The following is a 22,176-nucleotide window of genomic DNA, read 5'->3' on the forward strand; positions in this document are numbered from 1 at the left end:
CCGAGCGAACCAGACCTGCTCCCACTCCGACAATTTCAGAGTTGGAGTTGAATCCCTCGGTGGACGAGTCGCCTGCGAATGAGGAGCAACAGCTAAATCCAAGTCCGAGCGCGTCAATCCCACCCAACATGGGAAATTCGGGGAAGGCGCGGTCACAGGGTCAAGGGAATATGGCAGTCGTCAGGGCCGGGAGCGATAATGGAGATCAATGCTCCGTTGACGAGTGGGTCTACTTTCGGTCACCGGCAGACTGTGGTCGACCGGGGCCGGGTGCCCGATGGGTGAGGCGGGTGATCAAGCGTCGGATTTCGGCGCGGCTGCAGTGGATGAGCTGGGAGGATCCGTTTCTTCTTCCTCCACGTCCAGCTCTCGGGCCCGCAGAATGGTGAGGCAGGCGTGGGCGGCCTCCTCCGTGGGGACGGTGACGGGGCGTTCGGCGTGCGGGGCGGTGAGGCCGCGTACGACAGCGCTGAGCCCGCGCACGACGGCGCCCCGTGACCGTCCCCAAGTCCGGCGGCTCCCAGTCGGTGGCATACGGTCGCCGGTTCAGGACCTCCTCCCGGCCCGGAGCCGGTCGTGGGCCCTCGCTGCCCGCGTCACCCGCGTGAGCGTCCGCGGAGCGTGAGGGTGTCAGTCCGTCGGTTCGTCCGGCACCGGGTGCTCGGGGCGGGAGCTGCCGGAGTGCGGGGCGCCCCTGGGGCCGGTGCCCGCCTCGTCCGCGTCGGGGACCTCTGCGTCGGGCTTCTCCGAGTTCTCGGCTTCGCCTTCCGCGCGCTCCGCGCCGGTCCGGCGGCTCTGGGCCGACTGCCCGGGTTCGCCTACGACGTCCAGGGGGTCCTCGTCGGGTGCGGCCTGTTGATCGGGCAGGTCCTTGGGTACAGGCTTCGGCATTGGCCCCTCGCCGGTCCCGGGGCCCTGCGGGCGGGGCTCGCTCACGGCGTCCTCCATTTCCTCGCGCGGGTGTGGCGTGACGCGCGAGTACCCCTCTCGTTCGTGAAAATGCAGGTGATCGCCGGGCTTCCGCGTCAGGCCCGGCGCACCGGCGGTCCCGCGCGGACCACACCGCCACCGTGTTGCCCCAGCGCGCCGAGAACCGGCGGCCTGCCCACGGATGCTGCCCCGTCTGCAGACGGAGTAGATGTCCGACGCCGACCGCAGTCTCGCGACTGAGGGCAGTGGTGCGCCCGACGAAATGAAGGCGACCGTCCTCGCCCAGGCGCGTCGGCGTAGAAGGTGCCGTCGTGGAGCATCGCGAAGAGCACATGCGGTGCCGGGCGAAACGGAAAAGAGCCTGGCTGCGGGTGAACTGGATCGGTCGTGATTCGCCTGAGAGCCCGCCGGGGGTTGGGCTGTGTTGCCTGAAGCGTGATCACGCGGTGTCTCTCGCCGGGGCCGGTGCGCCCGGGTACGTCATAGCGCGAACGCCGGGACCCCGGGGGTACGGGTCTCACCGCACACCCCCCGTGCCCGCGAGGGCGCCGTGGGCGGCGGCGCGAGGGCCGGCCCGATCAGCGGCATGACGGCCGCCAGCATCTCCGCCTCGCTCGCGGTCCCGTCCACGACCAGATCGGCCGCTGTCCGGGAGGGCGCGACGTGGGCTGCGTGGCGGTCCCTGCCGGACTGCAGATAGTTGCGCAGGGACAGCCGGGGGTCCTGCCGCTGCGCCTCGATCTTCCGGAGGATCTTGCGGGCCAGGCGTATGTCGTCGGGGTGTCGACGTACACCCGCCACGCCGCCCGCCGGACCACGGACGGCAGTGACAGCGCGAACAGGCCCTCGACCACCACCAGCAGCACGCCGGGGCGCAGCAGCGCCGCGTCGATGGCGTGTGCCACCGCTGCCTCGTCGATCGACCCCGGATGGTTCCAGTCGAGGACGGCGTGCCCGTCGGCACTGACCGTCCACACACCCCTCCGGAGGGCCCTTCGGTCCTGGGCGTGTGCGCAGGTCACAGGCGTCTGCTTGATCAGTAACACGTGACTCGTCCACGGATGGTCCACGGACCGCCTCTTCGTCCCAAAGCACCTGAGTGGATGCTCCACCCAGGACGGTGGGTTGCTTGCCTGCCGCGGCTGTCCGCAGGCGTGTGCCGTCATACGTCGGCGTTGTCACGCAGTCAGACCATCAGGCGCCGTTCGTTGATCGCTTGTCGGCGGTCAGGTGGTCCTGGTGTCGTCCACCCGCTCGCCCTCGGCCTGGGACGGCTCGGTCCTGGGGACGTCGGGGTGCTGATCTATGGCTGCGCGCTCGGCCGGTTCGTCACGCTCACCCTCGGCCTGGGAGGGGGTGTGAGAGTACAGCCAGCGGTCGTAGTCCGAGGCTCCGGTCTTCATGGTGGGCTCCCTTGCTCACTCAACTCCTATGGTCCTCCCTCGACCGCAGCCAGGGCGAGAGCGGGGTGCAAAGGGGCCGCGAGGGTGTTCCATCATCGATGGATGGCCAGGCTGAACAGGGCTGGCTGACGCCGAGCTGTGGTCGGGTGGCCCGATCACAGCATCACAGGCGAGGTCCTACTCCTAGATGGATTCATAAATCGAACAGGTGGCTGAGTCACCCGGTTGGCTGGCTTGGTCGCCCACTGATCGACGTATAAGGGCAACAGTCCTGTCGCCCCTGACCAGGCGGTCGAGGGCCGTTCTCTTGTGCGCTGTCCGTCAACCACCGTGGCTCCCTGTCAGTTCCCGGTAGATCGAGTACGGCAGGGGCGCGGGCACCTTCTGATCCGTAGATCTAGCCGGATCGGTCAGCGACGGCCATACCGGCCGCTACGAAGCCCTGGAGGGACGGTAGCGGGCGGTGGTGGTTGCTGGGGTTGCGGTACTTCGCTGCTGTACGCCTACCGTGAAGCGGCGGTGTTACGACCCCGGCGACTCATCCCGCGGTACACCACCCAGATGCTGATCAGAACGAGTAGCGCTCCGCCGATCGGCCATCCCACAGCCCCGCCGTCGCGTTAGTCCTTGATGCCGATCGCCAGTAGGAGACTGGACGGGATCAACCCCGCCCAGTCGAGGGCTCTGCTCAATCTCGCGACTCTCGAAGACTCCATCACAGACCGATCCTGGCAGGGGAGGTGCCCTCCACGAGGTCAGTAGCCGAAGAAGTGACGCGGGCCCCGCTGACCGGGGGCCATCTATGTGATCAACGTGATGACCTGCGGCGTACTGTCGTGGGTTGTCGACGTTGGTCGCCATTGGCTGGCCTCGAACGGCCCGCGACGGCCAGCGATCGGGCTAGATGACTGAGTCCGATGTTCTCAGAGGTCGTGGGCGATCGGGGATCGTTTGATCTTGGCGCCGGTGGTCCAGTTGTGCCAGATGGCGGCTGCGAGGGCGAGGAGTCGTTGGCCAATGCGGGTAGTCAACGGTGACCCCGCGGGGTCTCATCAATCGCAAAGGGGTCGGACGACTACTTCGGCGGATCCAGCGGCGCGTTGGATGACTGTTCGCCAGGAGGTTTCGGGGCGACTGCGCTGTTCAATGCGAGAGAGAAGGACGCGAGGCCGTCTTCTGGCCTGGCGACGTTCGTGCCTCCGACCAGCGCACAGAGGGCTTCGGCGACGCGCCAGCTGGAGTTGCTTTGGTGCGGGCTCACAGGTCCGCGCAGTCGGAGCAGTTCGTCGTTCCAACTCGGTGGCGGGTTACCTCCGACATAACGCGCCAGGTCGTGGCCGACGTTCCACGCATACACATAGATCTTCACCCAGTCGCGGGGGAGCCTCTCCACACTGACCCGGACGTAGGACGTGTCGTTGTCGCCGCCGATGGAGCAGGTCGCTTCGAACAAGGCGTGTATACCAGCAGGTCGGCCTTCGCGTCGCCGGCACAGCTCCAGCAGTTCACGCAGGGCAGGTTCAACTTTCTGGGCCGTCATCGCAGCGAACGGGTACACAATGCCTCCAAGTCGTCATCTCATGACGGGCAGCAGGGCCCAGTCACCGACGACCGTACCGACAACGGCACTCAGGGGGGCCCTAGATGAGTGCGCTGGCGTAGATGTGGCGGGGCCGTGAGCTGGGCTGCGTGGGCATTACCGCTTTAGGAGCGAGGTTGGGGGACCACAGGTCTAACCTGTGAATCCTGGCCTTGGGCAGTGTGGGGCGGTAAGCGCCCTGGCTAACCTCGATTCCCCGTGAGTCCCCGTCCGTTCTGGCACGGATGTGGCACGGGCGCGGGCCCCCTCGATGCGAACTATGGGCGCGACGGTCACTGAGGTCTGCCGGGCACGTCAGGCGGTCGCTCAGGGCCGGTGGTGGTCGGGTCTGGTCGCGATGGTTGCTGTACTTCGATGCTGTACAGCCGCCTGTCCTGCCAGCCGATCACCACTTTAGGAGCGAGGTTGGGCGGTCACGGGACCGAGCTGCGGGTTCCCTGGTCTGGCGCAGTGCGGCCGTACTGCCCGCTGCGTGCCGCGATTCCCTTTGAGCCCCCGCCCGTTCTGGCACGAGAGTGGCACGGTCGGAGATGAGGTGGATGGAGTGGCTTGGGCTAAACGCCCATTAGCTGCCACCGTCGTTGATGGTGGGCCGTTCGTCAGGACGGGGCTGTCGTTGGTTGGCCGACCGGAAGCCCATCACGTGCCCAAAGACGTACGCCGAGAAGATCAGTATTACAGCCAGCGGGATCCTCGCCCATGGGTCGTCGATCGCTTTCCATGCCAGCATGATCAAAAAGTAGCCCGTCAGCGCCACCTGGAGCCACCAGACAACGCCTCTCCGGTTCCGCTCGGTCACTAAACCCCTCCTCGTTCGGCACAATATTGCGTGGTCGATGGATTTCTAATGCCCGGGTCAATCCTTCGCAGGTCGATCAACGGGGACGTCGACCTCGGCCAACCCGCTTTGTGCCTCGACTAGCTGTCTACTGAGGTCCAGCCTCGACCGCGGCTGTTTCGCGCCTGCGGGTGTCAGCTGCTGACGTCAGGAACCGGGGTGTTCGACGAGTTCGGGCTACTTGCACGCCGGATCATCTCCACAACGTGCACCGCCTGCCTCGGGTGGGCCCATAGCCGTACAGGCCCAGTAGACGATTCACACTCGATCACCAGCGCTCTGGTCCGGATCCACACGAGAATGGCACAGTCACCAGCCACGCCGGATCATCGCTATTACGTGCTTCACCTGCACGGGCATGACCCACAGCCACACGGGTCCATCAGACGATTCGCACTCGATCACCAAGGCGCCGTCCGGGAGCCACAGCATCTCGCGGAAGGTCATTTCACGTGTGCGGACGCACTGCAGGTCTGCCGGGAGTTCACGCAGCCGCGTCCACGGCCAGCGAGGTTCCCATCGGAACTCTTCAGCACTGGCTTGCGTTCGGCCCAAGTTCCATCGGTGACTCAAGTCCGGCCGCTTGGCCCCGATCGGGAAGAGGGCTGGCTGCCCCGCATTGACCCGAGCCATAGCCTGTTTCGCTCGCCTACGGACAGCCACAGTCCCGAGTAGCACGCCGAGGGCGCCGCAGATCGCCGAAAACATGTGCGAAGTAAAGCAGGGCGTTGACTCTCGGCCAATAGGTCCAGGCCAGCTTTTGACACAACCTCACCGACCGCCCTCCCCAGCTCCCATCCCGTCCGCCGTCGACCCACACACCGTGGAGCGGGCGTGGTTCATGGCGTCCAGGTGGAGCGCGCCACTGTACGAACGACCTGGACGCCATGGGCCGCGTCTGCTCGGCTCTGCCTGGGGCGATGGTGGACGGGATGGGAGCCCACCACGCTCACCACGAACCGGCCGGCACTCGCGTACGGCGCCCCCTCCATCCCAGAGTCTGAGCGCCCCCGCCGGAGGCACGTCTATGACCCGCGGATGACGTTCTCGCTTCCGCCCGCATGCACGCAGCGCGCCGCCGGGCGCGGCCAGCCGGGGCGCAGACAGGAGGCAGGCCGCGCCGCAGAGGCGGCGCGCACCCGCGCCGTGCGCGGGCTCTTGAACCAGTAGAGAAAGTTGTTACTCAGGCGTCGGCTGGGAGGCTGTCCTGTCTCGGATGATGTCCGAGGTCGCCTACCTCGCCGCAGCTGTGCCCATCGGTCGCCTTGTTGGCCAGCTATCGGGGCCCGTCGCCGACTCTCACCCGGCCGGAATAGGTGTCTCCCGCACATCGGTCGGGCAGCCTAGGGCACACGATCGGCGTTTGGGCTTGCTTGGGGGGCTAGTGAATGTGGCCGCTGTCATTGTCTCCGTTGTGGCTCTGCTGGTGTCGGGAGCGACTTCGTATCGTCAACTGACTCTGGCTAGGCAGGCCAACACGTTGCCTGTCTTGGTCGAACTGTTCCGCGAGCATCGCAGTGATCACTTAGCAGAGGCGCGTCTCTTCGTGCACCAAGACCTACCCGGACATGACGTCTCGGAGGGCCTGAACAGCCTGCCGCCCGACAAGCGCAAGCTGGTACGCGACCTCGCCTGGTATTACGACAACCTGGGAGCCCTTGTTGCTCACGAGATAGTCGACATTGGCCCAGTCTCGGGCTATTTGGGCGGGTCTGTTGTGTCCACCTGGGAGAACATGGAACCCCTTGTGCTTGCTCACCGCAGGTTCAGGTATGGAGGGCCGGCGGATGAGGTCCAATGGCAGGGCTACTACGAGAACCTGTATCGCCTGGTCAAGCAGAATCCCCCTGGAGCCATGCGTCGCAGGCTTGAGCGCTGGACGTCGGAGACCTCGAGTCCTCCACGGAGTTGAGGTAACTCCTGGGCTTGTCAACTCACTGCCCAGAGAGGCGCTGAATACCGTTCCGGTTGCCTGTTGAGGAGGAGTTGGCGCAGGCCATCGCGCTGAGAGCCCTTGAGGTGCAGGGCTTCGGTGAGACGCCGGAACGTCGTGTGGGTGACTCCGCGGCTTTGAGCCTCGGCCTCGAACTGCATGAGCTTGGACAGGGCTGACTCGGGCTCGAGGTCGGTCAGCGACTGGTCCTTGAGCCAAGCGGCCTTGTTGCGCTCGTAGTCGATCTCCGAGTAGCCGCAGACCTCGCGGCTGTATTGCTCAGCCTCGGCCAGGGTCTCCGTTGCGAGGATGGCGCGTGCCAGCTCGTTGCGGTTGAGAGCGTCGTCCAGATCCGCCTCGTGGACGGTGGGGCCTTCGTCGGTGAGGGGGACCGGCAGGCCGGCGTCCCTGACTTCGCAGAGACCCCGGACGCCACGGGCCGTGGCCGCCAGCATCGCTGTCGCCTCGGACGGGTGCCACTCCAGAACCGAGCTGATCGGTTCGACGTGCTCGGCCGTGAGCGTCAGGGCTGTCGTGCCCATACGGTCGGCCAGCAGCTCTGCCGGGAGCTCTCCGTCCAAGCCCGGTCCGGCGATCAAGAGCCGCACAGGCGCGTCGACTTGGCAGCATGCGGCCAGGGTGAGGGCGTCGCCGAGTGGGCTGCGCAGGGTGGGTTCGTCGCCCTTGGCGAGGATGTCGCCGCCCACGTCCAGGAGATCGATGGACTCGGGGGCCAGATTCTCGATGAGTTCCTCGAGTTGGCGGGTGATGCCCTCGGCGCCGTGCGTCGGGTCGATCAGAGCGAAGGTGTGGGGGAGCTCGGCTGCCAGCCGGGGGAGTGTTGAGCCTGCGGGGGCGATGGGCTTCGCGTCGGCCGGGACTGTCCAGACGCTTCGCGTGTACGGACCTAGGCCCGTAAAGTTCGCCGGCCCTCGTGGCCCTGGCACTGGATCGATCAGGAGGCGGTCCCACGCGTACGTGAGGATCACCGCCGGACTGTCGCCGCCTCCGTAAAGGGCTGCGTCGAGCATTGCGGCGGCGACTGCGTCGCCCCCTCCTCCTGCTGCCACGATCAAGCGGGTCACCCTCGCAGCGTACGGGTTCCCCTGCTGGCCACTCACCCTATAGTGGCTACTGGTCATAGCCACTTAGGGAGGGGCTCGGATGCCGCAGATCGAAGAGACCCAGCCCAAGTACCTCCAGATCGCACACCACATCCGCGATCAGATTCTGCGAGGCGACTTGAGGCCTGGCGACGAGGTCCCGTCGGAACGCCAACTGGCCGCCGACTGGAGCGTTTCACGCCCGACGGCGGCTCGGTCGCTGGAAGCCCTGAGTCACCAAGGCCTGGTGGAGAAGCGCCAGGGTTCGGGCACCTACGTGCGGGGCCTCGCGGTGAATCGGCGCGCTCGGGAGCTCTACGGCCGCGCCAAGCAGACCGGCAAGATCTACACGCCGGGCGAGTACGCGGTGATCACCTCCGCCGGTTGGCTGGAAGCCCCTGACTACGTGGCCGATGCGCTGAGTCTGGCGGTCGGAGCCCGAGCTGTTCATCGCCGCCGGGTGACCAAGAACGAGTCCGGCCCCATCACGATCTCGACGTCGTGGTTCGGTGTCGATGTCGGCGAGCGGGCCCCCAAGCTCCTTGACCCTGAACGGATTCAGGAGGGGACGCTCATGTACGTCGAGAGCATGACGGGTCGCCAGGGAAGCTATGCCGAGGACCGGATGTGCGCCCGACTGGCGACCGAGGACGAGGCCGCTGATCTCGAACTTGAGCCCAGAGCAGCCGTCCTGATTGTCCACCACGTGGTCCATGACATGCAGGATCGGCCTCTGGAGTTTGCCGAGGCCACGTATCCGCCCGGGCGTTGGGCGTTCGAGCAGGGCTACCCGATCAGCTAGAAAGTCGCGGCTCTCTTCGCGAACCGCTTGTGGCTTCGAGTGGCTAATGCCGCTATCCAGTAAGTGGCTAAGGCCACTTGACCGGAAGGGGCACGGACGTGAGCCAGGAGTGCGGGGAGTTACGGCACGTCTCGCGGGAAGCGGTCTGCCGTGGATGCCGGGGGCGAGGGTGGAAGCACGTCAGCTCCCGCTCCGCCCTGGCGCTCTCCGCCACCGACGCTCGCGTCCGTGCTACGTCCAAGCGGCGCTGTCTCGACTGTGACGGCACCGGTAGGGAGTAGTGGCGCTCATGGCGGATGCGCGTGAAGAGTCCGAAGCCGCGGTTGCCGGATCATCGCCGATCGGGGGCATGACCCTCTATCCCGTGCCCGAGTCCGTGGCTCGGGCCAGGCGATGGTTCCGGAAGTTCACCGCGCCGTACAACCTGGCCTGCTCGATCGATGACTGTGTCCTGATGCTCTCCGAGCTGGTGACGAACGCGATCCTCTACGGGGAGGCCGAAGAGCCCTGGCGGGTCCGCGTTGAGTGGTCGCGCCTGGGAGAGTCCCTGCGAGTCGGCGTCCACAACCCCGGCTTCCCGGCGGACGTGCGGCTGCGCAGTCCCAGGGCCAATGACGCGCACGGCAGGGGGCTTTGCCTGGTTGACGCGCTGGCGGATTCGTGGGCGGCCGGCCCCAGCCGCTTCGGTGGAACCGTTGTGTGGTTCCAGATCGACGAAGCCTGGAAGCCGTGAGGTCGATCCGAATCTGCGGCGTCGGCGCGTCCGCGGGTGTTCAGTACCCACTCACGTGAGTAGGCTGGTTGACAGGTTGACTTGGCGGATTCTCACTAGGCGGGGCTATGGCGTACGAGGTGGCTGCACCCAAGTATGTGCGGCTGGCGCAGACGCTCCAGGGGCGTATCGAGGACGGTACGTACCCGCCTGGGAGCCGGGTCCCGAGTGAAAACCAGCTGGTCCAAGCCTTCGGTATGTCCCGGCCCACTGTCGTCCGCGCGCTGGAGCTGCTGAAGCGGGATGGTTGGCTGGAGTCTCGGCAAGGGTTCGGCACCATCGTTCGCGGACGGCCGGAAGCTGTCGAGCAGAAGGGTCAGCGGGGACGTGACGCGCTGGAGCGCGACGAATCCTCGGTTCAGGTTCGCCTTGTCCAGGTCGAGCAGGTTCCCGTGCCTCCGAGGGTCGCCTCCATCCTCGGGGTGCCTAAGAGGGCAAGCGTTCTGGTTCGGCGGCTGTTGGTGGAGCAGGACGGCGAGCCGGTTGAGCTCTCTTCGTCCTACTTCCCGGCCGGCCTGGTCGAAGGGACCGATCTTTCTGTCTCGTCTCCGCTGCGAGAGGGCCAGCGTGCACACCTGGAAGCGCGTAGGAAGGTTCGCTTCGATCACGTAACCGAGCGTGTCTCGGCCCGACTGGCAAGCCAGGAAGAGGCTGACCTCTTGGCGATGCCTCAAGGGGAGCCGGTGCTCAGCGTGCTGGTCGTCGCGTGCGATGTTGCCGGGCAAGCCTTGCAGGTCACGGATGTTCTTCTGCCTGCCGATCGGCAGGAGCTCGAAGACACCTACCGCCTTGGCTGAGCCGAACTAGCTGCAGGAATAGGTCTGTTGGCGTCTCAGAGCCCCGGCCGGCAAGCCGCTGAAGTCACTTGACAAGTCAACCTGGCATCCCTAACTTTAAACTTGCTAAGTCAACCTGTCAGGTCGTCTGGTGGGTGTCTACGAAGGAGAAGTTCTGTGCGTGCAATCCGAGTTGAGACCTCGTCCGCGACGATCCTGCTGACCGAGGCCCCTGAGCCGAAGGTCAAGGACCGGCAGACGGGCGAGATCGCCAAGGACGCGGTCAGTGGGGAGGCGCTGATGAAGGTCGGCGTCGTCTACATCGACGAGGGGGAGTCGTCGCTCATCGCGGTGACCGTTCCGGAGAGCGGGATCACGGACGGCCTGGCGGTCGGCGCCCCGGTCTCCCTGCCCGGCCTCGTCGCCCGTCCCTGGGAGAGCGTCTTCAGCGGGCAGGCCCGCCACGGCATCGCCTACCGGGCGGCCGCTGTCGTCCCGGGTGCTTTCCCCGTCGGACAGGGGAACTGATCTCGTGTCCGAGCTGGTGACCATGGCCGGGCTGGGCGGACCCCTCGCCTTATTAGGCGGGGCGATCTACGCCCGGAAGGCGCATCCGGCGATCTACTGGGCCACGGTCGGGCTGCCCTCATCGGTGGCCCGGCTGGTCGGCTCGTACAGCTCGACCATGGACGCGTGCGGGCTGACGGTTCAGCCGTCTCGTCTGCGGGCCCTGGCGGTGCGGGCTACCACCCGCCATGAGGTTCGGCCGGTGCCTCCGCGCCGAGGGCTGATTCGTTCCACCTCCACGGGGCTGTGGGTCCGGCTTAGGCTCGCCCCCGGCCAGGGGCCGGCGGACGTGGCTGCCTCGTGTGAGCGGCTGCGGCATGCCTGGGGCGTTCACGCGGTCCACGTTCGCGAGATCAAGCCGGGCGTGGTCGAGCTGCGGTTGGTCGGGTTCGACCTGCTGCGCAAGGTGAAGATGCCTCGCAGTGCGGGACACGACCTCCTCGCCGTGCCGGTGGCTCTGCGGGAGGACGCGACCGTGTTCGTCCGCGACTACCGGGCCGTTCCTCATGAACTCGTCCTCGGCGCCACCCTGTCGGGGAAGTCGATGTTCCTCCGCAATCTGCTGACAGGGCTGGCCGCTCAACCGGTCGCCCTGGTCGGCATCGACTGCAAGCGAGGGGTCGAGCTGGCGCCCTTCGCTCCGCGACTGTCGGCCCTGGCCACCGACTCCGATGAAGCCGCCGAGCTGCTGCCCGTCCTCGTCCAGGAAATGGAGGACCGCTACGACCTGATCAAGGCACGCCAGGGCATCGCGCCCGGCACCCCGGACGAGGAGATCACCTCTGACGTGTGGGGGCTGCCGGACGACGAACGGCCGCCGCCCATCGTGCTGTTCGTCGACGAGGTGGCCGAACTCTTCCTCGTGGCAAGCCGCAAGGACGAGGAACGGCGCGACGAGATGGTCACCCAACTGATCCGACTCGCCCAACTCGGACGGGCCGCAGGTATCTACGTGGAGATCTGCGGCCAGCGTTTCGGTGCGGAGTTGGGCAAGGGCGCGACCATGCTGCGCGCTCAACTCAGCGGACGCGTCTGCCACCGCGTCAACGACGAGGCCTCGGCAAAGATGGCCCTTGGCGACATCGCCTCCGAAGCGGTGGGCGTCGCTGCCACCATTCCCGCTGAACGTCCGGGCCTGGCCGTGGCCGGTGACACGTCCGGCGGCTGGGGACGCATGCGCACTCCGCACCTGTCCCTCGGCGACGCTGCGGCGATCTGCCGCGAGACTGCCGAGCTCGCCCCCGACGTACCGGCCCTGAAGCCGTTCCGGCCGGGACCTGCTGCATCTCATCATCGAAGCAGACGCAGCCGGTGAACCGACAGGCCGAGCGGGTTCGGTGCCCGCGAACGCGTATGGACTCGACGGAGCGCCCCCAACCCGACCACCAGACCCCGACCACGATGGGGACACAAAGGCCCATGGTCGGGCTCACGACCCCGACCATGGGCTGCTCGAGCCTGTGACGGGTTCTTGGGTCCGCACACGTGCCACGGCCGAGGACCGCGTCACACCCGCCAGTCACGCGGCCCTGGAGTCCGTGACGGCGGTGCGCAGACGGAACCCACCCGGGCCGCGCTTGCCACCTGCGCAGTGCGACACCCGGACCTCGGCACCGCAAGGATCGGAAGCTTCCGAGGATTCTGCGCAGCCGCACCGCGCATGGCGACCTCTGCAGAACCCTCGGACCGGTTGCGCAGCCCGATTGCGCAACGCTCGTCCAGGGCTTCGCAATCGGACCTCGGGTACGACTGCGTGCCGCGTTGAAGGCGCGTGGTCGGCCCGACCACGGCAGCTGGACGGCAGCTGCGCGAACTGGCCCAGTCCGGAGCCAAGGACCCCCTGGCCCAGGGCGAGGTGACCGTATGCTGGGCGTACGAGATCATGGGTCCCGCTCGCCGGGGTGGTCCTGCCGGCGGTGCTACTGGCCGTCGGCTGAGGCGGCACCCCGTTCTTCCCGCCGACCTGCACAACGGCTTGAGGCGATCGACCCGCGCGGCCGTACGAGAAGGTGGCACCCTTCAGCGCGGGCGGAGGCGTCCGGTGGCCGGGCTCAGGCTGCCACCGCCACCGCCGGTGTTCCGACCTGATCCAGGAGTGAATGTGTCCTACGACGAGCCGCTGCCCCTGCCCGCGGCCGCGATACCCGACGGCTGCCGGGACTGGACGGCCGGTCCGGCAGCCGACTGGTCGGCGGCACTGGCACCGGGCTGGACCCTCCCGGCCGTGCGCAGGTCCGTCGCCGCCGCGGCGACCACCTTCGCGCTCTGCGCGGGCGCCTGGGCCGTGATGCTCGGCGGACTGTGGCCGCTCGTCGCGGCCGGGTTCGCCGTGTACACCCTGTGGGTGCTCGCGCGGCCCGAGCTCGTCTGGGTGGGGGCGCCCGCGCTGCTCGTCGGGCTCGCCGTGGAGGCCCCCTCGCTGCCCTGGGCCGTGACCCTGGCCGGAGCACTGGTCGTCCTCGTGTCCTGGACCGCCGTCGCCGTGCGCCTGCGGGCCAGGAGCACCCAGCTCGAACGGGCGCTGGGGGCCGCGGCCGACGGCACGGCACGCGTCCCGGACGCCGACGCACCGGTGCGCCGCGGCCGGTTCCTGCGCCCGCTCGGCCTCGTCGTGCTCGGCCTCGCCGTCGTCACCGGCGCCACCGCGGACATGTGGGGCACGGCCGAGGACCGCGACGGCTCCCGGATCGTGGCCTGCTACCTGGCCGGCCTCGCCGCCACCGCGCTGGCCTCCGCCTGGCTGGGCCGCCACCGCGCCGTCGCGCTGCGCCGGGACCCCGCGCCCGTCCTGCGGGTCCTCGTGCGCGACGACGCGCAGGGCACCACGGAGGTGTACGCGGCAGACGACCTCGCGGCGGGGCGCCCCCTGTTCACGGTGGAACTGACGTCGTACGACGGCGACACCGAGGCGGCCGACGACGAGCCGGAAGAGCCGGACGAGGCCGACGAGGAATTGGAGAGGCTGTTCGACGCGATGGACGACGACACCCCGGGCCCGGTCCGTGAGGCCGTCCTCTACGGAGCTCCCTTCGACGGAGCCGAGGTCGTGGTCGTGAGCGCCGACGAGGATCCGGCCCAGCCCCCGCTCACAGAGTGGTCGGCGGGGCCGGTCCGCCCGCTCACCCCGGGCGCGGGCCTGCGGCGGATCACCCGGCAGAAGGCCCGCGAGGCCCGCGGCCGCCGTCTGGAGCAGCAGGTCAGGGAGCGCGACGCGGGGCGGCCCGCCGTACCGGTGCGCCGCTGGCAGGCGGGCTGGCTCGACTGGCTCGCGGCGGCGCTGCTGGTGCAGTGGGGCGGCTGGCTCTGCGGGGCCTGGTTCACCGACTGGGGCCCGTCACCGTGGGAGTTGGCCCTCGCCGCCGCGATCGGCCTCTACGGGGCCGTGCGCGTCCCCCAGAAGCTCGCCTGGCGCATCACGGCCGACAGCACGGGCCTGTGGATCACCGGGCTGCGCGGTCCCCGGCACATCCCGTGGGACGACTTCCGCTCCGTGCGCCGTCAGTCCTTCGAGCTGAAGCTGCGCTGGCGGGACGACAACTGGTCGGTCAGGGCGCCGAAGTGGACATGGCTGGAGCGGCGGCGCGGCCTGACCCATCCCTACGACACGCTGGCGGCCGAGCTCACGGTCATGCGCGACGACCCCCGGCTCAGACCGACGGGGGAGAGCAGCGGGCCCGAGCGCGGGCGGCCGCTCTGGCCCGCGGCCCTGGCGCTGGCCGTGCTGTGGGTCGCGGCGCTTGCCCTGCTGGCCTGAGGCACGGGCCACTGTCCCTGGCGCCGGCGTGTTTGTCGGGTGCCGGTATGGACGCAGGCCCGGGCCGGTTCAGGTCCGACCATGAGGGCGGTGTCGCAGTCGAGTCACACCGCTGCCGGGTGCGGCAACTGGGTAGTCGGCGGGCTGTTCGGGGCGCCGAGATCCGCGCGCGCGGCGTCGAGCAGGACGGCCAGGTGCTGGCCGAAGAACCGGGCCTGTGGCGGTACACCGCGTCTGGCCGATCGCGGCGTGGAGCTGCCGGCGGTAGGCGCCGGGCTGGACCTGGGTGAGCCGTCCGCGCCGCAGGTCGACTTGGCCGGCCGTGCCGTAGAGGTTGCTGCGCAAGCCGGCCGGGATTCGGTCGAAGGCCTCGTCGTCCTAGTCGGGCAGCGGGACCCAGGCCTCTTCTGCCGCGATGACGACCCGGGCGGCGATGTCCCGGTCCGTGTGGGACGGGCCGCGTCCGAGGGTGCGCAGCCAATGCCCGGCCGTCCGGCGGACATTCTCCGTCTTGCGGTGGCGGACCGGAGCGATGGCGCCGACGTCGGCGCCATCGGCGAGTACGCGCAAGCCGCCCAGACAAGGCGGGTCGGGCTCCGGCCGCCAGAGACGCCCGTGCACCGAGCCCAGTCCGACCGGACCTGACGTCCGCCGCGCTGGGGGGTGGCGCGCTGGGGGTGGGGCGCGACGGCGACGGCAGCGCTGTCGGTGGTGTGCGCTTGGATGACGTCATGACTGTTCATGACGTGGCGGCCTCGCTGTCTGACCTGCCCGAGTTGCACGACCTGTGCCTCTCGATCGCCGTCGCGGAGGCCGTGCTCAATCACGGCGGCGCCTATCGGTACTACACCTTCGGCGCGCGGGGACGGGGCGGCGAGAAGTGGTTCTCGATGCGCAACGGTGGCGGCGACGAGTACGACGTGGTCTTCTCGGCGGCCGGTGCGTACATCCGGGGCTTCGACCATGAGTCGGCGATGAGCCCGTACGCGGACGACAAGGTGTGGCCCGGCGTCCTGGACACGGTGCCCGAGGTGTTCCGCTCCGCCGTCGAGGAACCGGCCTTCCAGGACGAGGACATGCCCATGGTCACCTGCTGTCTGTGGCGCGAGAAGGAGGACGACCGGTGGCGCACGGGCCGGATCGACTTCCCCGAGGGGGAGAGGGACCCCGACGGCTCCGGATGGATGTTCGCGATGCTCACCGAGCGCACACCGCAGGCGTTCCGGTCATGGGCGAAGGACTACTACGAACGGCCTGTGGACCTCGACGCGGTGCGGGACATCTACGCGCAGCGCCCGCTGGACGAGGACATCGTCAGACGCCTGAACCCGAAGATCTCCCTCGCCGACGTCCGTGACGAGATCCGCGCGACGGGATACCCGGTCCGCTCGTCGTGACCCCGACAGGTGTCAACGGCGATCGTCAATTTTAGACCGACAGCGGGGAGCAGTCCTTCGACCGGGCCTCGACCGGCGGCGGGGAGGGCAGGAGGGCCCATCCCCGGGTGCGCGGGGAGCAGAAGAGAAGCAGGGCGGAGGGATCCCCGACGATAGGACCATCCCCGCACGCGCGGGGATGGTCCGGAAGACCAGCCGGAAGCCGCGGAGTGCGTGAGGTGCGGCAGGCGTAGGGCTACAGCCCACGCATCCCGAGGGATGTCAGATGACGCGCCTGCCGCGGGCCGAGCCTAGCGTCAGCCCTCGATGTGTCCCAGCGCGCTGTCCGGCTGGCAGTGGGTGCAGGCGGGTACCTGGTCGCCTGCACCCCGCACGCGCGGGGATGGTTTCCCGGACCGCTGTCGCGCTGGACGGCATCGAGGACAGCGGCGATCTTGTCGACCGGTTCGTACATGCCGGTGTCAGTGACGCCGAGGATGGCCACGACGCCGATCGTAGGGGGCCACTGGAGGACGTCACAGCCAGCCCCCTACCACAACGGCTGCTCATACGCCGAAGGATTGCGCTCGTGACTGGTGATGGCCTATGAACGTAGCGTCACAACTGATGAGTGCTCCGGGGGATGGGTTTCGTGGCTGACTTCGTGGACGATAGCGGCGAAATACCAGGCATCGGGCTGGCGGAAGCTATTGGGCTGCTGCGGCAGGAGTTGCTGCGTGCCCGCGCCGCGGGAGCTGGGACCGACGTGCACCTGCCCGTCGAGTCGATGACGGTCGAACTCGTGGTGACCGCGTCGCGCTCGGTGGATGGCAAGGCCGGCTTCAAGGTGCCCTTCACCGGCGCTGAGCTTGGCGCCGGACGGGTGCGCGGGCAGGCCACGGAGCAGCGGGTGACCGTGGTGTTCGGTGAACCGGTCGATGCTCAGGGCAGACCGGTGAAGGTAGCCCGTCACAGCGGCGAACTGAAGGAATAGGCCGTTGTCGGCAGTTCCGTGGGCGGATCGACTGGTCGAGGTGATCGCCGAAGGACCGTTCGGCCTCCGGTACGGGTCCGGCTGTGTGGTGGCGGGCAAGACGGTTCTCACCGCCGCCCATGTCGTAGCCGGTGCAGACGCCTTGCGTATCCGTGACGTGCGCAAGCGCGAGTATCCGGCCACGGCCGACGCCGCTTTCATCGGTGACCCCGACGGGCCGGGCCCCGACCTGGCGCTGCTGCGTGCCGATGGTCTGCCGGGGGAGGGCTTACCGGCCATGCCGTTGGCGCGGGCGGTACGGGACGCTCCGGCGACCGCAGTCATCGAACGCTGCCATGCTTTGGGGTATCCCGTCTTCGCCGAGACGCGGTTGTCTTCCGGGGCCGCTGCTGCCCGTGATGTGATCCAGGCAACCGGGTTTATCGCGCCTCTGTCGAAGCTGACCCGCGGCCTGCTGAGCATGGTGGTTTCCAGCCAGCCGACGCCCCGGGCGGGGGAGTCGCCCTGGTCGGGGATGTCCGGCGGTCCAGTTGTCGCCGATCAACGCCTCCTTGGCGTGGTTTCCGAGCACGGCCTCCCGGAGGGCGCCTCAGCCCTCACGGTGGTGCCGCTGACGGCGTTGGAGGCCGACCCGCAGCGGCCGCGCTGGGGTCCTGGCGTCACCGATCCCGGGTCGTGGTGGCGCCAGCTTGGCGTCGAAGGCGTGCAGGACTTGGATCCGCTTCCGAGGAACGAGGCGCCGACGGAGTGCAGGTCTGCGTACCTGGCCCAAGTGGAGCGCATCGCCCCTGTGGAACTACGTGGCCGGGACGCCGAGTTGGCCGAACTGGAGGACTTTTGCGCGGGACCGGACTCCGGGCACTACCGGTGGCTGCGGGCACCTGCCTGGGCAGGTAAATCGGCTCTCCTGTCGTGGTTCGTCCTGCATCCGCCACCGGGCGTCCGAGTGGTCTCGTTTTTCGTCACCGCCCGCTTTGCCGGCCAAGACGACCGCGTGGCTTTCGCCGATGCCGTACTGGAGCAACTGCTGGCACTGCTCGGGCAGTCCGCCCCGGTCCTGCTTACGGACACGACGCGGGATGCGCACCTGCTGACCAAGCTGGGTGAGGCCGCCGCGCTGTGCCGAGCGCGGGGGGAACGGTTGGTCCTCGCCCTCGACGGGCTGGACGAGGATCGCAGCGCGGACGGTGACAGCATCGCCGCCTTGCTGCCGGTACGGCCAGTCGCCGGTATGCGGGTCGTCGTTGCGGGGCGGCTCAACCCTCCGTTGCCAGCAGACGTCGTCGAAGATCATCCCCTGCGCAACCCGGCGACGGTGCGCATCCTGGAGTCCTCCTCGTACGCCTTGCTGACCCGGAACACCACGCAGCAAGAGGTCAAGCGACTGCTGGCCAATCCAGTCGACCGGCAATTGCTGGGCTTCGTTGCGAGCGCAGGTGGCGGCCTCACAGCCCGCGACCTAGCCGAGTTGACGGACCTGCTCCCCTGGCAGGTCGAGGAGCGACTCGACGCGGTCGCTGGCCGGACCTTCAGCACGCGCGAGGGATTGTGGCAGCAGAGGGAGGGTTACGTACTGGGCCACGAAGAGCTCCAAAATGATGCCTTGGCCCTGTTCGGCTCTGAAGAGGTGGACCGATACCGCGGGCAACTGCATGAGTGGGTCAAGGCCTACCGCGACGGTGGGTGGCCCGAGGACACCCCGGACTTTGCGCTGCACGGCTACTTCCGTCTGCTCCGGACGGCGGGTTCGGTGAAGCAAATGATCGAGTTGGTCATCGATTCTGCTCGGCATGCGCGACTCCTGGAGCGCTCGGGCGCCGAGAGCGCTGCCATGGCGGAACTCGCTACTGTCCAGGACGCGATCCAGAGCGCGGATGCGCTTGATCTGATGGCGCTGGCGACGGTTGCCGTCCATCGCGACGTGATGGCGCGGCGCAACCGGAACATCCCAGTGGAGCTTCCTGGACTGTGGGCCCAACTCGGCGCGTACGCACGGGCGGAAGCCCTTGCTCAATCGATCGTCGATCCCGAACAGCGGGCCGCCGCGCTGGAGGCGGTCGCTGACGCAACGGCACCCACGGTCGCTGCCAGTGAAGAACAGCAGTCCTCCGGACCGTCACTGCCGCCGCTCCCATCGCACGTGAGGCGTGCTGAGGAGCCTCACGACGACGCAGTTGTACGGGACGATGTGGCGATACTCATCGCCGTAGCCCGCTCCCGTAAAGGTGTCGACAGACTGACGTTGCTTGAGGCGGCAGAGGCTACGGCGTATACCGCCCGGGACCCGGACCTTCGCGCCGAGTTGTGGAACGATCTCTCCACGGTCCGTGGTATCGACCACCGGCAAGAGCACCCCGTTTCAGAGCATGCTTTTCCACAGCCCGATGTCGAGGGACGGGCCATCCCTGTCGACCATGTTGCGGGGCGATCCGACGTCACGGGACGGGGCGACCCTGTCGAGCGTGTCGTAGAGCGCATGCTCGATAGGGGCGACATCGACCATGCGGAGGCAGTGATCCGCACAGCCCGTTCTTGGTTCTCCTCGACGCAGCCCCTGCTCTCCTGGATCGAACGTGTGACGCTGGCGGGCGATCCGGACCGTGCCGAGCGCTTCACCGACACCCTCGATGGGTGGTACGAGAAGGACGTGGCACAGGACCGCCTGGTTGACGCGGCAGTAGAAGGCGGCTTCCTCGACGACGCCGAGCGCATCGCCCAAAAGTTGAGGACCGAAGGTCGGGGTCCAAAGGCGCTGCTCAAAGTTGCCCGCGCTGTCTGCCGCCGGCACGGTGACGGCTCTGGTCGGGCGCTGATCGTGAAAATTCTGGAAGCTGAACCCCCCGGCGAGATATCGGCGCACGCGCAGGACGCGATGGTCGACTCTCTAGCCCTCCTCGCAGAGATCGGTTGCCTCGACGAAGCAATGACCAGGGCGGCAGAGCTGAACGACGCCTCCACTCAACTCCGCGTGCTGCTGGCCCTGGCGTGGGCCGCGTTGAACGCCGGCGACGAGGCGACAGCAGACGCCCTAGCCGTCCGCACTCTTCGGCAGGCACGGGCCAGTGACGTGGGGTACGCAGGCGAGCCGCTCGCAGAGGCAGTCGGGCTCGCGACACGAGTCGGCCGCACCGACGAAGCTCTCGCGGCGGCCCAGTCCCTGGCGGCCACCTACGCTCGATCGATGGTGCTCGACCGCATCAGAGGAGAGGTCCTCAAGGCCGGAGACCTGCCGAAAGCCGAAGCTATCACCGACCTCATCCCGGATCCGAGGGTGCGGGACCAGCGCCAGGAAGAATTTGTTCGCGCGCATCTCCTTGCCGGGGACCCCTGGGCGGCGCTGGAGGCCGTCCAACGCACAGTCGACGTCTACGAGTACCAGCGCGACAGGCTCGTCATGGATGTCGTCCAGGCGTCCCTGGACACGGGTGACTATCTGCGCGCCGCAACGCTGGTCGACGCAGTCCACGACGAAAATCTGCGGGCGATGCTGTGGCTCATGGTGGGCCAGGCTGCCGTTGCCTCCGCTACCCCGGTCCAAGCCCGGAAAGTGTTGGAAGCCTGGGAAACCGCCATGCGTACCGCGCCGGACCCCGCTTGGAGGGCCAAGACACTGGCAGAAGCAGCCTGGGCCGTCCTGCCGTCCGCCGACATCGGCCGGACGAGCATGTTAACGACGGCAGCGGAAGCTGCCGCCCACACACCCCATCACGCACCGTCACGCGCGGCCGCTCTCATAGACGTGGGCGCCGTCGTGGCCGTGGCGGGTGACACGGACCGCGCAGACCGACTGTTCCAGGAAGCGGCACGCTGCGTGGCCATCCCATGCACCTGGGCGGAGCATCTGGCGGTCCGGGCCTTGGCCACAGCCGACCGCGGTGACCTGGACACCGCCCGCGCGCAGGTGCGTGCCCTAGGGCATCTCACACGGCAGATCGCCGGAGAGCACGACCAGGTCCGGGCGATACAAACACAGGTTGCCACCGCTCTCACGCTCGGCGACCTCGACCAGGCCACGGACGCCGCAGAGCGCATCGGCCATCCGGACCAACGGGCGCTCGCCCTGGTCGACGTTGCGCGAGCCCGCGCCGCTGCTGGACAGACGACCCGCGCCATCGAGGCAGCCTTACGAGTTGATCCGCCCGACCGGCAGGCCGACGCGCTCTCGGAAGTGGCACGGCTAGCGGCAACTCAAGGTGAGTTCGACATCGCAGAGGAGGCCGCACGAGCCATCACCGTCCGAGGTGGACGATCGCCCGCGCTGGTTGCCCTGGCCTGGGAAGCCGCCCGGGCCGGTGACTTCGCCCGCGCGGAGAACGTCGTGGCATCCATCGTCGACCCAGGGTGGCATGCCCTTGGCCTTGAGGCAGCACGCGCCCGGCACTGCGCTCCGCCAAACAACCTTAAGGATTCGGGTGTCGCTCCTGACGCATCCGCTCAGGATGCCGACCAGACGGGGACCGAATCCACCCCACCCCCTGTAGAGGAAAGGGACAACCTCACGGCCGACCCTTCGCGACAAGCCCAGCAACTCCTGGCCCGTGCTGACGCCGACCCCGAATCCGATAAGGCCGCCGCGCTTGTCGCCGAAGCGCTACGCCTTGGTCCGTGTCCGCCCGCGCTGCCCACCCTTGCCCGCATCGCCCCCAAAGCAGCCATGGCGGCCGCCGACACCCTGCTGCTTCTTCTTGGCCAAAGCCCGAAGGGCTGAGGAAGAAGAAGAGCAACCGGTGCCCTCGCGCGTGCCCAGGCATCCGGCCCACCCCGGAGGAGCACCTTGCACTTGGACCTTGCCGGACAGGACTGGGCATACGTGTGCGGATGTACTCCGTGAAGTGGAGTTTGTGACCCAGGTCGGCGAGTGCCGCGTAGAGCTCCGGGGTCGGCGGCGGCGCTTCGCCCTCGTACTTCGTGTCCGGCACCCGCTTCACCATCAGGAACCACATGCCTGTCGCCTGCCTCCCTTGGACCGACCTTCCCGTCGCGGCTCGCGCCGCCGTCTAAGCCCGTACTGGCCCCGTCCTCAGAGCGGAGACCGCCCAGGGCGGAGTGAATTCCGGGATCGCCGCCACCCTCCGCACCGCCGAGACGTCCCTGTTCGTCAAGGGCGTGCCCGCCCATCACCCGCAAGTGCGTACCCAGCACCGCGAAGCTGCGATCAACCCGCACCTGCCCCAAGCGTGCCCGCGCCTGCTGTGGCACGTGAATGCCGGCGGCTGGGACCTGATGGGCTATCAGCGTCTCGCCGGCCGTCACGCGCCAACTACGCGTCCGGCTCCCCGGATCTCCCCCTCGTCGCCCGCGCGGTGGCGGAACTCCAGGCCACGTCGT

At 68.2% G+C, this 22,176-nt stretch carries 17 protein-coding genes and 1 pseudogene; 10 read left to right on the forward strand and 8 right to left on the reverse strand.

Going from position 1 to position 22,176, the window contains the following annotated elements; all coding sequences use genetic code 11:
- Window positions 1-630 precede the first annotated feature (630 nt).
- From OG788_RS39145 to OG788_RS39170, 6 genes and pseudogenes are all read right to left on the reverse strand, one after another.
- A complete protein-coding gene (locus OG788_RS39145; RefSeq protein ID WP_406375703.1) occupies window positions 631-936 on the reverse strand; it encodes a hypothetical protein in 306 nt (101 codons plus the stop codon).
- A 474-nt stretch (window positions 937-1,410) separates the two neighbouring features.
- Window positions 1,411-1,731, reverse strand: a complete 321-nt coding sequence (locus tag OG788_RS39150) for a hypothetical protein (protein WP_406375704.1) — start codon at window positions 1,729-1,731, stop codon at window positions 1,411-1,413.
- A 425-nt stretch (window positions 1,732-2,156) separates the two neighbouring features.
- Window positions 2,157-2,333 (reverse strand): hypothetical protein, encoded by a 177-nt coding sequence (locus tag OG788_RS39155; RefSeq protein WP_356755303.1) that lies wholly within the window; start codon window positions 2,331-2,333, stop codon window positions 2,157-2,159.
- A gap of 923 nt (window positions 2,334-3,256) precedes the next feature.
- Window positions 3,257-3,355: pseudogene (locus OG788_RS39160) on the reverse strand (IS982 family transposase); the annotation flags it as partial.
- 53 nt (window positions 3,356-3,408) lie between these two features.
- On the reverse strand, window positions 3,409-3,891 hold the full coding sequence (locus OG788_RS39165) for a hypothetical protein (RefSeq protein ID WP_406375705.1): 483 nt from the start codon (window positions 3,889-3,891) through the stop codon (window positions 3,409-3,411).
- A 607-nt stretch (window positions 3,892-4,498) separates the two neighbouring features.
- Window positions 4,499-4,663 carry a hypothetical protein gene (locus OG788_RS39170; RefSeq protein WP_406375706.1) on the reverse strand — a complete coding sequence of 55 codons (165 nt, stop codon included), beginning with the start codon at window positions 4,661-4,663 and terminating at the stop codon, window positions 4,499-4,501.
- A 1,597-nt stretch (window positions 4,664-6,260) separates the two neighbouring features.
- On the opposite strand from OG788_RS39170, the gene OG788_RS39175 reads away from it, so the two are divergent.
- Window positions 6,261-6,683 (forward strand): hypothetical protein, encoded by a 423-nt coding sequence (locus OG788_RS39175; protein WP_406375707.1) that lies wholly within the window; start codon window positions 6,261-6,263, stop codon window positions 6,681-6,683.
- A 17-nt stretch (window positions 6,684-6,700) separates the two neighbouring features.
- Here OG788_RS39175 and OG788_RS39180 read toward each other — a convergent pair whose 3' ends face one another.
- Window positions 6,701-7,789, reverse strand: coding sequence for a DUF1152 domain-containing protein (locus OG788_RS39180; RefSeq protein WP_406376966.1), 1,089 nt, complete (start codon window positions 7,787-7,789; stop codon window positions 6,701-6,703).
- 79 nt (window positions 7,790-7,868) lie between these two features.
- Between OG788_RS39180 and OG788_RS39185 the strand changes: the two genes are divergently transcribed.
- The 6 genes from OG788_RS39185 (at window position 7,869) to OG788_RS39210 (ending at window position 14,478) form a co-directional block, all read left to right on the forward strand.
- Entirely contained in the window at window positions 7,869-8,609 is a 741-nt protein-coding gene (locus tag OG788_RS39185; RefSeq protein ID WP_406375708.1) for a GntR family transcriptional regulator, read from the forward strand.
- 289 nt (window positions 8,610-8,898) lie between these two features.
- On the forward strand, window positions 8,899-9,342 hold the full coding sequence (locus OG788_RS39190) for an ATP-binding protein (RefSeq protein WP_406375709.1): 444 nt from the start codon (window positions 8,899-8,901) through the stop codon (window positions 9,340-9,342).
- 107 nt (window positions 9,343-9,449) lie between these two features.
- Window positions 9,450-10,178, forward strand: a complete 729-nt coding sequence (locus OG788_RS39195) for a GntR family transcriptional regulator (RefSeq protein ID WP_406375710.1) — start codon at window positions 9,450-9,452, stop codon at window positions 10,176-10,178.
- A gap of 156 nt (window positions 10,179-10,334) precedes the next feature.
- Window positions 10,335-10,685 carry a hypothetical protein gene (locus OG788_RS39200; RefSeq protein ID WP_406375711.1) on the forward strand — a complete coding sequence of 117 codons (351 nt, stop codon included), beginning with the start codon at window positions 10,335-10,337 and terminating at the stop codon, window positions 10,683-10,685.
- Between the two features lie 4 nt (window positions 10,686-10,689).
- The gene (locus tag OG788_RS39205; protein ID WP_406375712.1) at window positions 10,690-12,039 is read left to right on the forward strand and encodes an FtsK/SpoIIIE domain-containing protein; all 1,350 of its coding nucleotides are present in this window, start codon (window positions 10,690-10,692) and stop codon (window positions 12,037-12,039) included.
- 786 nt (window positions 12,040-12,825) lie between these two features.
- Window positions 12,826-14,478 (forward strand): hypothetical protein, encoded by a 1,653-nt coding sequence (locus OG788_RS39210; protein ID WP_406375713.1) that lies wholly within the window; start codon window positions 12,826-12,828, stop codon window positions 14,476-14,478.
- 378 nt (window positions 14,479-14,856) lie between these two features.
- Here OG788_RS39210 and OG788_RS39215 read toward each other — a convergent pair whose 3' ends face one another.
- Entirely contained in the window at window positions 14,857-15,048 is a 192-nt protein-coding gene (locus OG788_RS39215) for a hypothetical protein (RefSeq protein WP_406375714.1), read from the reverse strand.
- Between the two features lie 161 nt (window positions 15,049-15,209).
- Between OG788_RS39215 and OG788_RS39220 the strand changes: the two genes are divergently transcribed.
- The 3 genes from OG788_RS39220 (at window position 15,210) to OG788_RS39230 (ending at window position 21,556) form a co-directional block, all read left to right on the forward strand.
- Window positions 15,210-15,875, forward strand: coding sequence for a hypothetical protein (locus OG788_RS39220; RefSeq protein ID WP_406375715.1), 666 nt, complete (start codon window positions 15,210-15,212; stop codon window positions 15,873-15,875).
- 631 nt (window positions 15,876-16,506) lie between these two features.
- A complete protein-coding gene (locus tag OG788_RS39225; RefSeq protein WP_406375716.1) occupies window positions 16,507-16,848 on the forward strand; it encodes a trypco2 family protein in 342 nt (113 codons plus the stop codon).
- 40 nt (window positions 16,849-16,888) lie between these two features.
- Window positions 16,889-21,556 carry a trypsin-like peptidase domain-containing protein gene (locus OG788_RS39230; RefSeq protein WP_406375717.1) on the forward strand — a complete coding sequence of 1,556 codons (4,668 nt, stop codon included), beginning with the start codon at window positions 16,889-16,891 and terminating at the stop codon, window positions 21,554-21,556.
- The last annotated feature ends 620 nt before the right edge of the window (window positions 21,557-22,176 follow it).

Source organism: Streptomyces sp. NBC_00647, assembly GCF_045207245.1.
In the GTDB taxonomy this organism is placed as follows: Bacteria; Actinomycetota; Actinomycetes; order Streptomycetales; family Streptomycetaceae; genus Streptomyces.